General features: G+C 60.7%; 11 protein-coding genes. All 11 read left to right on the forward strand.

Features of this window, described 5'->3' with window-relative positions; translation table 11 throughout:
* Window positions 1–20 precede the first annotated feature (20 nt).
* Window positions 21–1424 (forward strand): flagellar filament capping protein FliD, encoded by a 1404-nt coding sequence (fliD, locus tag AACY08_RS03585; RefSeq protein WP_339468113.1) that lies wholly within the window; start codon window positions 21–23, stop codon window positions 1422–1424.
* A gap of 136 nt (window positions 1425–1560) precedes the next feature.
* Window positions 1561–1965 (forward strand): flagellar export chaperone FliS, encoded by a 405-nt coding sequence (fliS, locus tag AACY08_RS03590; RefSeq protein WP_339416628.1) that lies wholly within the window; start codon window positions 1561–1563, stop codon window positions 1963–1965.
* A gap of 25 nt (window positions 1966–1990) precedes the next feature.
* Window positions 1991–2287, forward strand: coding sequence for a flagellar assembly protein FliT (locus AACY08_RS03595; RefSeq protein WP_015885198.1), 297 nt, complete (start codon window positions 1991–1993; stop codon window positions 2285–2287).
* Window positions 2288–2455: 168 nt separating this feature from the next.
* Entirely contained in the window at window positions 2456–3931 is a 1476-nt protein-coding gene (locus AACY08_RS03600) for a sigma-54 dependent transcriptional regulator (protein WP_339416625.1), read from the forward strand.
* 269 nt (window positions 3932–4200) lie between these two features.
* A complete protein-coding gene (locus AACY08_RS03605; RefSeq protein ID WP_339468291.1) occupies window positions 4201–5412 on the forward strand; it encodes a sensor histidine kinase in 1212 nt (403 codons plus the stop codon).
* Between the two features lie 7 nt (window positions 5413–5419).
* On the forward strand, window positions 5420–6796 hold the full coding sequence (locus AACY08_RS03610; RefSeq protein WP_339468116.1) for a sigma-54-dependent transcriptional regulator: 1377 nt from the start codon (window positions 5420–5422) through the stop codon (window positions 6794–6796).
* Between the two features lie 131 nt (window positions 6797–6927).
* A complete protein-coding gene (gene fliE, locus AACY08_RS03615; protein WP_339468118.1) occupies window positions 6928–7257 on the forward strand; it encodes a flagellar hook-basal body complex protein FliE in 330 nt (109 codons plus the stop codon).
* Between the two features lie 16 nt (window positions 7258–7273).
* On the forward strand, window positions 7274–9055 hold the full coding sequence (fliF, locus tag AACY08_RS03620; protein ID WP_339468120.1) for a flagellar basal-body MS-ring/collar protein FliF: 1782 nt from the start codon (window positions 7274–7276) through the stop codon (window positions 9053–9055).
* Window positions 9048–10064: a flagellar motor switch protein FliG gene (gene fliG / locus AACY08_RS03625; RefSeq protein WP_032887877.1), complete on the forward strand. Its 1017-nt coding sequence runs from the start codon at window positions 9048–9050 to the stop codon at window positions 10062–10064. Before fliF ends, fliG begins: the two co-directional genes overlap by 8 nt.
* Window positions 10065–10074: 10 nt before the next feature.
* A complete protein-coding gene (gene fliH / locus AACY08_RS03630) occupies window positions 10075–10839 on the forward strand; it encodes a flagellar assembly protein FliH (protein WP_339468122.1) in 765 nt (254 codons plus the stop codon).
* A complete protein-coding gene (gene fliI / locus AACY08_RS03635) occupies window positions 10829–12187 on the forward strand; it encodes a flagellar protein export ATPase FliI (RefSeq protein ID WP_339468124.1) in 1359 nt (452 codons plus the stop codon). Before fliH ends, fliI begins: the two co-directional genes overlap by 11 nt.
* Window positions 12188–12189: the final 2 nt, after the last annotated feature.

The following is a 12189-nucleotide window of genomic DNA, read 5'->3' on the forward strand; positions in this document are numbered from 1 at the left end:
CACCGAACAGGAGATAGATGATGGCGGGTTCAACGGTAAGTGGTATCGGTTCGAACATCGATACGCAAGCGATCGTGAAGTCCTTGGTGGACGCCGAAAAGGTGCCCAAGCAGACGCAGATCAATACCGCGTCCCAGAAGGCGACCACCACGCTGTCTTCGATCGGCAAGATTCAGGCGGCGCTGGATGCGTTTCGTGGTGCCCTGGACACAATGTCCACCGGCAACAGCTTCACCGGCTTGACGGGCTCATCCTCGGATGAAAAGGTCGCCACCATGACGGCGAGCAACACGGCGTCAAACGGTAGTTTCCGTTTGATCGTGACTCAGCTGGCCCAGGCGTCCAAGTTGTCCAGTACAACGTTCTCCGCGGGTGCCAATGCGGTGGTAAACGCCACTGATAAGCCGACGACGTTGACCATCACGCAGTCGGGCAAGGGCTACGACCTGAGCGTCCCGGCTGGTGCGACCCTGCAGCAGGTGCGTGATTCGATCAATACCCAATTCGGTACTTCGGGGTTGAGTGCGAACATCCAGACCGACGCCAATGGTTCGCGGTTGATCCTGACCTCGACCACCATGGGGACGGGTTCGGACCTGACGCTGTCGGGGACTTCGGGATTGGATGTCGGCGCCACAGTGGTCGATGACCCCACAGATGCGCTTTACAGCATTGATGGGGTCAATTCCGTTTCCAAATCCAATAACATCGAAGGCGCCCTGAGTGGGGTGAACATCAAGCTGGTCTCGGTCTCGGCTACCGTGCCGGCTGGTGACGTTTCCCCAGATGCGACGAGGAACGCTACGCTGATTACGGTCAGCACTAACAACGCGGCCCTCAAATCCGGGGTCAAGGGCTTTGTCGATACTTACAACGCCTTGATGACTGCGATGACCGCCGAGACCAAGGTCACTACCAACCTCGATGGCAGCACCACGGCGGCGGCCCTGACGGGCGACTCCAGCATGCGTGCGCTGCAGAACGCTATCCGCAACGAGTTCAACAAGCTGTCCGGCACTGGTACGTTCAAGTCCCTGGCTCAATTCGGCGTAGGTACGAGTTCGACAACCGGCATGCTGGCGCTGGACGATAAAAAATGGGACGCGGCGGTCAAGACCAACGCAGCCGACATCAGCAGCATGTTTTCCGGCAAAACCGGCATGCTGGCGCGCATGAAAAGTGCCACGGATGATTACGCCAGGGCAAGCACCGGCGTACTGGCTACGCGCACGGCTTCTTTGTCGGACACGTTGAAAGATCTGTCCAAGGACCAGGCCACGCTCGATGAGCGCATGACCCTGCTCACCAGCAGCCTCTCCGCCAAATACAATGCCATGGACACCCTGGTCGCCCAATTGCGCCAGCAAAGCACCAGCGTCATGACCACGCTCAATGCATTGAACAACCCAAAAACCAATAATTGATCCCTTCAGTGGATACGGGCCAGACACTTGTCTGGCCTTTTTTTATCATTGACGACTGGCCTAAAGCTTTTTGCGGGCCAGTCGACATATTGGTTACTGAATTCCTTTTCGCTGTCGCCTGTCACGAGGTAGAAACATGAATCCCATGAGAGCCCTTCGCCAATACCAGAAGGTCAATTCCCATGCTCAGATCTCCGAAGCCAGCCCGCATCGCCTGGTGCAGATGCTGATGGAAGGCGGCCTTGACCGCATGGCCCAAGCCAAAGGTGCGCTGGCGCGTGGTGACATCGCGGCCAAGGGTTTGATGCTCGGCAAGGCGATTGATATCGTGATCGGCCTGCGTGACGGCCTGGATGCGCAAAAAAGTGATAACCCGGCTTACGTCCAGCAGTTGGAAAGTTTGTATGCATATATGACCAACCGACTGATGGAAGCGAACCTGCATAACGACGCCGACATGATCGACGAAGTGGCGCGTTTGCTGATCACCGTAAAAGAAGGCTGGGACGCTATTGCGGCGCCACAGGCAGCAGCAGAATAAGGCCACCGGCCTTGAGGAACACGTCATGAGCCAAGCACTGCAACGCATTGATGAAACCCGTGAGGCGCTGATGGGCGCGCTGGCGGACCGTAACTGGGACGCCATCGGCGAACTGGACCTGGGCTGCCGTCACGTGATCGATGAGGTGCTCAGTGAAGCGCCAGTGGACGAGGATGCGTTGCGTGAGAAGCTTGAGAGCCTGTTGGCGGTTTACCAGCAATTGCTTGAGGTGACGACTGGCGAGCGCCAGGCGATTTTCGAAGAGATGTCGCAGATCAACCAAGCGAAAAATGCGTCGAAGGTCTACCATCTGTTCGGGTGAATGCGCTTAGTTAATCCGAGCGGCGCGTCATATATTTGACTGTGCCAGCATTTTTGACTTAACTAGTGCTGTTTTCAGATTTCAGACGTCTATAGAGTAAGAATTCCTACAGCCGTCTTGATTGCCCTCACACCGGGCAGGAAGTTTTACTAGGGAAGTTGCTATTGCATGTGGCGTGAAACCAAAATTCTGCTGATCGATGACGATAGCGTCCGCCGCCGCGACCTGGCGGTGATTTTAAATTTTCTCGGTGAAGAAAATTTGCCCTGCGGCAGCCATGACTGGCAGCAGGTGGTCAGCTCGTTGTCGTCGAGCCGTGAAGTCATATGCGTGCTGATCGGGACGGTAAACGCTCCTGGCGCTGTTTTGGGCTTGTTAAAGACACTGTCCACCTGGGATGAGTTCCTGCCTGTGTTGCTAATAGGCGATATTTCTTCTGTCGATCTGCCAGAAGACCAACGCCGCCGCGTGCTTTCCACCCTGGAAATGCCGCCCAGCTACAGCAAACTGCTGGATTCCCTACACCGTGCCCAGGTCTATCGTGAGATGTATGACCAGGCGCGCGAGCGCGGTCGTCATCGCGAACCCAACCTATTCCGCAGCCTGGTCGGCACCAGCCGTGCCATCCAGCATGTGCGCCAGATGATGCAGCAAGTGGCCGACACCGACGCCAGCGTACTGATTCTCGGCGAGTCGGGCACCGGCAAGGAAGTGGTCGCGCGCAACCTGCACTATCACTCCAAGCGCCGCGACGGGCCTTTTGTGCCGGTCAACTGCGGGGCGATCCCGGCAGAGTTGCTCGAAAGCGAACTGTTCGGCCACGAGAAGGGCGCCTTTACCGGGGCGATCACCAGCCGTGCCGGGCGTTTCGAGCTGGCCAACGGCGGCACCTTGTTCCTTGATGAAATCGGCGACATGCCGCTGCCGATGCAGGTCAAGCTGCTGCGCGTGTTGCAGGAGCGCACCTTCGAGCGTGTGGGCAGCAACAAGACCCAGAGCGTCGACGTGCGCATCATCGCGGCCACCCACAAGAACCTCGAAAGCATGATCGAGGTCGGCAGCTTCCGCGAAGACCTGTACTACCGCCTCAACGTCTTCCCGATCGAGATGGCCCCGCTGCGTGAGCGCGTGGAAGACATCCCGCTGCTGATGAACGAACTGATCTCGCGCATGGAGCACGAAAAGCGCGGCTCGATCCGGTTCAACTCCGCTGCAATCATGTCCCTGTGCCGCCACGGCTGGCCGGGTAACGTGCGCGAGCTGGCCAACCTGGTGGAGCGCATGGCGATCATGCACCCCTACGGCGTGATCGGCGTGGTCGAGTTGCCGAAGAAATTCCGCTACGTCGACGACGAAGACGAGCAACTGGTCGACAGCCTACGTAGTGACTTGGAAGAGCGCGTAGCCATCAACGGCCATACCCCGGACTTCGGTTCCACCGCCATGTTGCCGCCTGAAGGCCTGGACCTGAAGGACTACCTCGGCAACCTGGAACAAGGCTTGATTCAACAAGCCCTGGACGACGCCAACGGCATCGTCGCCCGTGCCGCCGAGCGCCTGCGCATCCGTCGAACCACCCTGGTGGAGAAAATGCGTAAGTACGGTATGAGCCGCAAAGAAGGTGATGAACAGGCAGATGATTGACGCCTGTTTTTCAAGCCGCTGATTTTGGGTGTCCGGCCTCGCCAATACTGTTCCGTTTTTGACGGCGTCTGTTGCCGTCATACTGCGTTGCAGCTCATCCCCATAGCCAGCTATGAGTCGTCGCTGCGCCTTGTCTGACGGCAACAGCCGCTCGTCAAAACGAAACTGTATTGGCGAGGCCGGGCACCTTGGTTTTTTTTCGGCACAAGTATTGCAAAAGCCCTCGCAACGTTCCGTTTAACTGACGGTCAGCCAAGCGAGAGAGCATGATGCCCCACGCCGCCCAACTATCTTCGGCCCCTTTTACCCAGGGGTTGATCCCGCCTGTAGAACCGCTGTCCCGTCAGGGGCTTGAGCACGCGTTCTCGCAGTTCAACCAGATGTCGAGCCAGCTGACCGATTCCTACAGCCTGCTCGAAGCCCGGGTGTCCGAGCTAAAAGGCGAGCTGGCCGTGGTCAGTGCCCAGCGCATGGAAGAGCTGGCCGAGAAAGAGCGCCTGGCCAACCGCCTGCAAAACTTGCTGTCGCTGTTGCCAGGTGGCGTGATCGTCATCGATGAAGACGGCCGCGTGCGCGAAGCCAACCCGGCCGCCTGCGACATGCTTGGCCTGCCGCTGGAAGGTGAATTGTGGCGCCACGTCATCACTCGCTGCTTTGCGCCGCGTGAAGACGATGGCCACGAAATCTCCCTCAAAGACGGCCGTCGCCTGTCCATTGCTACCCGATCTCTTGACGCGGAGCCGGGCCAACTCGTGCTGCTCAACGACCTGACCGAAACCCGTCACCTGCAAGATCAGCTGGCGCGCCACGAGCGTTTGTCCTCGCTGGGGCGCATGGTCGCGTCTCTGGCGCACCAGATCCGCACGCCGCTGTCGGCAGCGTTGATCTACGCCAGTCATTTGACTGATGAGCAATTGCCCGCTGCCACCCATCAGCGCTTTGCAGGGCGCCTTAAAGAGCGTCTGCATGAGTTGGAGCATCAGGTGCGTGACATGCTGGTGTTTGCCCGCGGTGAATTGCCGCTGACCGATCGCATTACGCCGGCCGAGTTGATGCAGGCCCTGCAAGCGGCGGCCGCCACCCATATTCAAGACGTCCAGGTGCGCTGGCAATGCGACAGCCACCTCGGTGAGCTGCTGTGCAACCGCGACACGCTTGTAGGTTCGCTGCTTAACCTGATCGAAAACGCCACCCAGGCCAGTGGTCCCGGTGCGCGGCTCAAGGTGCACCTGTACAGCCGTGGGCAAACCCTGCGCCTGTGCATCAGTGACAGCGGTAGCGGTATCGAGCCCGCCGTTTTGCAGCGTTTGGGCGAACCCTTTTTCACCACCAAGACCAACGGTACGGGCCTGGGCCTGACCGTGGTCAAGGCAGTGGCGCGTGCTCATCAGGGGGAATTGCAGCTGCATTCCCGTCTGGGGCGTGGCACTTGTGCATTGATGACCTTGCCGCTGTTTTCATGCGCGGCAAGCGCGGAGTAGAGAGGATATGGCTATCAAGGTTCTGTTGGTGGAAGACGATCGCGCCCTGCGTGAAGCATTGGCTGACACGCTGCTGCTGGCGGGCCACGACTACCGAGCGGTCGGTTCTGCCGAGGACGCCTTGGAGGCGGTGGAGCAGGAGTCCTTCAGCCTGGTGGTCAGTGATGTGAACATGCCCGGTATGGACGGCCACCAGTTGCTCGGCCTGCTGCGTGCACGCCAGCCGCAGTTGCCGGTGTTGCTGATGACCGCCCATGGCGCCGTGGAGCGCGCGGTCGACGCGATGCGCCAGGGTGCGGCGGATTACCTGGTCAAGCCATTCGAGCCTAAAGCACTGATCGAATTGGTCGCTCGGCATGCCCTCGGCGTGATCTCGGCCAGCGAAGGCGAGGGCCCGATTGCCTTCGAGCCGGCCAGTGCTCAGTTGCTGGAACTGGCGGCCCGCGTGGCGCGCAGTGATTCCACTGTGTTGATCTCCGGCGAGTCCGGCACCGGCAAAGAAGTGCTGGCACGTTACATCCATCAGCAATCGACCCGCGCCAAGCAACCGTTTATCGCGATCAACTGCGCGGCAATTCCCGACAACATGCTCGAAGCCACTCTGTTCGGTCACGAAAAAGGCTCGTTCACCGGCGCCATCGCGGCCCAGGCTGGCAAGTTCGAACAGGCCGACGGCGGCACCATCCTGCTCGATGAGATTTCGGAAATGCCTCTGGGCCTGCAAGCCAAGTTGCTGCGGGTCCTGCAGGAACGTGAAGTAGAGCGTGTCGGCGCACGCAAGCCGATCCAGCTGGATATCCGCGTGGTCGCTACCACCAACCGCGACCTGGCGGGCGAAGTGGCGGCGGGGCGCTTCCGTGAAGACCTGTTCTACCGTCTGTCGGTATTTCCCCTGGCCTGGCGCCCGTTGCGCGAGCGCCCGGCGGACATCATCCCGCTGGCCGAACGCCTGCTGAACAACCACGTCAAAAAAATGAAGCACGCTCAGGCACGCCTGTCCGCTGAGGCCCAGGCTTGCCTGATCAGCTATCCGTGGCCGGGCAACGTGCGGGAATTAGACAATGCCATCCAGCGCGCGCTGATTCTGCAGCAGGGCGGGCTGATCCAGCCCCAGGATTTCTGTTTGGCCATGGGCAGCGGTGTGGCGCCGCTCCCGACCTTGTCGCCCGCGCCCGTGGTGGCTGAAATCGAAACTGCCGGTGCCCTGGGCGACGACCTGCGTCGCCGCGAATTCCAGATGATCATCGACACCCTGCGTTCCGAACGCGGCCGCCGCAAAGAGGCCGCCGAGCGCCTGGGCATCAGCCCGCGCACCCTGCGTTACAAGCTGGCGCAGATGCGCGACGCCGGCATGGACGTGGAAGCGTACCTATTCGCCACCTGATCTGTATCGAGGCCGACAAGCTTTGTCGCCTTTTCTTACGACTTGATACAGAGCTGGCACCCTTGTTGCTACTTCCCCTAGTAATTGCGGCGTAGCGTCAAAAAACTGCGGGTTGTCGGAGAGAGAAGTTCATGAGCCAGGGTATTGAGTTCAATCGGTTGATGTTGGATATGCGCTCCATGCAAATGGACGCCATGGCTCAACCGAAATCCGTCGCGCCAGCGCCGGAATTGAGCCAAAGCAGTTTCGCCGACATGCTGGGTTCGGCGATTAACAAAGTCAGTGGCACCCAGCAAGCCTCCAGCCAGTTGGCGAATGCGTTCGAGATCGGCAAAAGCGGCGTGGACCTCACCGACGTGATGGTCGCTTCGCAAAAGGCCAGCGTTTCGTTCCAGGCGCTGACCCAAGTGCGTAACAAGCTGGTTCAGGCTTACCAAGACATCATGCAGATGCCGGTTTAAGGACGAGATTTAAGTCATGGCAGAAGCAGTCGTGGACAACGCACCCGCCAAGGCAGACGGCAAGCCGCCCCTGTTTGGCCTGTCGTTCCTGGAAAACCTCTCTGAAATGACCATGCTGCGTCAGGTGGGCCTGATGGTCGGCCTGGCTGCCAGCGTGGCAATTGGTTTTGCCGTGGTGTTGTGGTCGCAGCAACCTGATTACCGGCCGCTGTATGGCAGCCTGGCGGGCATGGATTCCAAGCAGATCATGGAAACCCTGGCCGCCGCCGACATCGCCTACACCGTTGAGCCCAACTCCGGGGCCCTGCTGGTCAAGGCCGACGATGTGGCCCGTGCGCGCATGAAGCTCGCGGCGGCCGGCGTGACCCCGTCAGACAGCAATATCGGTTTTGAAATCCTCGACAAGGACCAGGGCCTGGGGACCAGCCAGTTCATGGAAGCCACTCGCTACCGTCGTGGCCTGGAAGGCGAACTGGCGCGCACCATCTCCAGCCTGAATAACGTCAAGGGCGCACGCGTGCACCTGGCCATTCCGAAAAGCTCGGTGTTTGTGCGCGATGAGCGCAAACCCAGTGCTTCGGTATTGGTTGAGCTGTTTTCTGGCCGCTCCCTTGAGCCTGGCCAGGTCCTGGCGATCATCAACCTGGTAGCCACCAGTGTTCCTGAGCTGAGCAAGTCACAGATCACCGTCGTTGACCAGAAGGGCAACCTGCTGTCCGACATGGCCGAAAACTCCGCGCTGACCCAGGCCGGTAAGCAGTTCGACTACAGCCGTCGCATGGAAAGCATGCTCACCCAGCGTGTGCACAACATTCTGCAACCGGTGCTGGGCAATGATCGCTACAAGGCTGAAGTGTCCGCCGACATCGACTTCAGCGCCGTCGAGTCGACCTCCGAGCAGTTCAACCCGGACCAACCGGCGTTGCGCAGCGAGCAGTCGACCAGTGAACAACGCACCGCCGCCAATGGCCCGCCGCAAGGCGTGCCGGGTGCCCTGAGCAACCAGCCACCGGCCCCGGCGTCGGCCCCGCAAACCACGGGTGGCGCTGCCGCTACTGCGGGTGCGATTCAGCCTGGCCAGCCATTGCTGGATGCCAACGGCCAGCAGATCATGGACCCGGCCACCGGCCAGCCGATGCTCGCACCGTACCCGGCGGACAAGCGTAACCAGTCCACCAAGAACTTCGAGCTTGACCGTTCCATCAGCCACACCAAGCAACAACAGGGTCGCGTCAATCGCCTGTCGGTGTCGGTGGTGGTCGATGATCAAGTCAAGGTCAACGCTGCTGACGGTGCGGTAACCCGCGCCCCATGGAGCGCCGACGAATTGGCGCGCTTCACTCGCCTGGTGCAGGACGCGGTCGGTTTCGACGCCAGCCGTGGTGACAGCGTCAGCGTCATCAATATGCCGTTCTCCGCCGAACGTGGCGAAGTCATCGCCGAGGCCGCGTTCTACACACAGCCGTGGTTCTGGGACATCGTCAAGCAAGTGCTGGGTGTGTTGTTTATCCTGGTACTGGTGTTTGGCGTGCTGCGCCCGGTGCTCAACAACATCACCGGCAATGGCAAGAAACAACTGGCGCCCTTCGGTGGCAGCGATGTCGAGTTGGGTGGCATGGGCGGCCTGGACGGCGAACTGGCCAACGACCGCGTCAGCCTGGGCGGCCCGCAAAGCATTCTGTTGCCAAGCCCGAGCGAAGGCTATGACGCTCAGTTGAACGCAATCAAGAGTCTGGTAGCAGAAGACCCGGGCCGTGTGGCCCAGGTCGTGAAAGAGTGGATTAACGCAGATGAGTGATCGAGCCGCTGTTGCCAAACTCACCAAGGTCGATAAAGCCGCAGTCTTGCTGCTGTCCCTCGGTGAAACCGACGCCGCCCAAGTGCTGCGCCACATGGGCCCCAAAGAGGTTCAACGAGTCGGCGTGGCCATGGCGCAAATGCGCAATGTGCACCGCGAGCAAGTCGAGCAGGTGATGAGCGAGTTCGTCGAGATCGTCGGCGACCAGACCAGCCTGGGCGTCGGCTCCGACAGTTACATCCGCAAGATGCTCACTTCGGCCCTGGGCGAAGACAAAGCCAACGGCCTGATCGACCGCATCCTGCTGGGTGGCAACACCAGCGGCCTCGACAGCCTGAAATGGATGGAGCCGCGCGCCGTTGCCGACGTGATCCGCTTCGAGCACCCGCAGATCCAGGCGATCGTAGTGGCGTACCTCGACCCCGATCAGGCCGGTGAAGTCCTCGGCCACTTCGACCATAAAGTGCGCCTGGACATCATCCTGCGCGTGTCGTCGCTGAACACCGTGCAGCCGGCGGCCCTGAAAGAACTCAACACGATTCTCGAGAAGCAGTTCTCGGGCAACTCGAATGCCTCGCGTACCACCCTGGGTGGTATCAAGCGCGCGGCCGACATCATGAACTTCCTCGACAGCTCGGTCGAAGGCCAGTTGATGGACTCGATCCGCGAGATCGACGACACCCTGTCCGGCCAGATCGAAGACCTCATGTTCGTGTTCAACAACCTCTCCGATGTCGACGATCGTGGCATCCAGGCGTTGCTGCGCGAAGTCTCCTCCGACGTGCTGGTACTCGCACTCAAGGGCTCGGACGAGGGCGTCAAGGAAAAGATCTTCAAGAACATGTCCAAGCGCGCCTCGGAACTGTTGCGCGACGACCTGGAAGCCAAAGGCCCGGTGCGCGTCAGCGACGTGGAAACCGCGCAGAAAGAAATTCTCACCATTGCCCGCCGTATGGCCGAAGCCGGAGAAATCGTTCTCGGCGGGAAGGGCGGCGAAGAAATGATTTAAGGCGCTTTCCATGTCGAGCAAAGATGAGGCACCCAGCGATCTGATTCGCGCACGGGATGTCGGCGGGTTCGACATCTGGTCGTTGCCCAGCTTCGATCCGCACGTGCCGGAGCCTGAGCCGGAACCGGTTGTAGAAGCTCCGGTGGAAATGGAAGAAGTGCCGCTGGATGAAGTCCAGCCACTGACCCTGGAAGAGTTGGAAAGCATCCGCCAGGAGGCCTACAACGAAGGCTTCGCCGTCGGTGAGAAAGACGGTTTTCGCAGCGCCACGCTCAAGGTACGCCAGGAAGCCGAGGTAGCGCTGAGCGTCAAGCTGGCCAGCCTGGAGCGCTTGATGGGCTGCCTGTTCGAGCCTATCGCCGAGCAGGATTCGCAGATCGAAAAGTCCATGGTCGACCTGGTGCAGCACATTGCCCGCCAGGTAATCCAGCGTGAGCTGGTGCTGGACTCCAGCCATATCGAAAGCGTGATGCGCGAAGCGCTTAAGCTGCTGCCCCTGGGCGTCGGCAATGTGCGGCTGTACATTAACCCGCAGGATTTCGAACAGGTCAAAGCCCTGCGCGAGCGCCATGAAGAAACCTGGCGCATCGTCGAAGATGCGGCGCTGCAACCCGGTGGCTGCCGTGTCGAGACCGAACACAGCCGGATCGACGCCACGGTGGAAACCCGCATCAGCCAGATCACGGCCAAGCTGCTGGACCAGGCCCACGAGCAGGTGTTGAACCCGGCAGAGCCTGACCTGAGCGTGGACCTGGACGCACCCGATGCGCCTTGATCGCACCAGCTTCGCCAAGCGCTTGAGCGGTTACGCCGAAGCCACAGAGTTGCCCGGCCAGCCAATCCTTGAAGGGCGCCTGCTACGCATGGTCGGCCTGACCCTTGAGGCCGAAGGCCTGCGCGCCGCCATGGGCAGCCGCTGTATGGTGATCAACGACGACAGCTACCAACCGGTGCAGGTCGAAGCCGAAGTGATGGGCTTTTCCGGCAACAAGATTTTCCTGATGCCCGTCGGCAGCCTGGCAGGCATTGCCCCCGGCGCTCGCGTGGTGCCATTGGCCGACACCGGCCGTCTGCCCATGGGCATGAGCATGCTCGGCCGCGTACTCGACGGCGCCGGTCGTGCGTTGGATGGCAAAGGCGGCATGAAGGCCGAAGACTGGGTGCCAATGGACGGCCCTACCATCAACCCGCTCAACCGTAACCCCATCAGCGTGCCGCTGGATGTGGGCATTCGCTGCATCAACGGATTATTGACGGTCGGTCGCGGCCAGCGTCTGGGCCTGTTCGCCGGTACCGGCGTGGGTAAGTCGGTGTTGCTGGGCATGATGACGCGCTTCACCGAAGCCGACATCATCGTGGTGGGGCTGATCGGCGAGCGGGGCCGCGAGGTGAAGGAATTCATCGAGCACAGCCTCGGCGAAGAAGGCCTCAAGCGCTCGGTTGTGGTCGCGTCGCCGGCGGATGACGCGCCGCTGATGCGTTTGCGCGCCGCCATGTACTGCACGCGCATCGCCGAATATTTTCGCGACAAGGGCAAGAACGTCCTGTTGCTGATGGATTCGCTCACACGTTTCGCCCAGGCCCAGCGGGAAATTGCCCTGGCCATTGGCGAACCGCCGGCCACCAAGGGCTATCCGCCTTCGGTGTTCGCCAAGCTGCCCAAGCTGGTTGAGCGCGCCGGTAACGCCGAGGCCGGCGGTGGCTCGATCACCGCGTTCTACACCGTGTTGTCTGAAGGCGATGACCAGCAGGACCCGATTGCCGACTCGGCACGGGGCGTGCTCGATGGCCACATCGTGCTGTCGCGGCGCCTGGCAGAAGAGGGGCACTACCCGGCCATCGACATCGAAGCGTCCATCAGCCGGGTGATGCCGGCGGTGGTCACGCCGGAACACATGGCCCGCGCGCAACAGTTCAAACAGCTGTGGTCGCGCTACCAACAGAGCCGCGATTTGATCAGCGTCGGCGCCTACGTGGCCGGCGGCGATCGCGAGACTGACCTGGCTATCGCCCTGCAACCGCAGTTGGTGACCTACTTGCGCCAGGGCCTCAACGACAAGATCAGCATGGGCGAAAGCGAAGCGCACCTGCAGACGATCTTCGCTCCTGCGCCGGGCGGCTAAGC

It is taken from the genome of Pseudomonas sp. EL_65y_Pfl1_R83 (assembly GCF_963970695.1).
GTDB classification, from domain to species: Bacteria; Pseudomonadota; Gammaproteobacteria; order Pseudomonadales; family Pseudomonadaceae; genus Aquipseudomonas; species Aquipseudomonas tritici.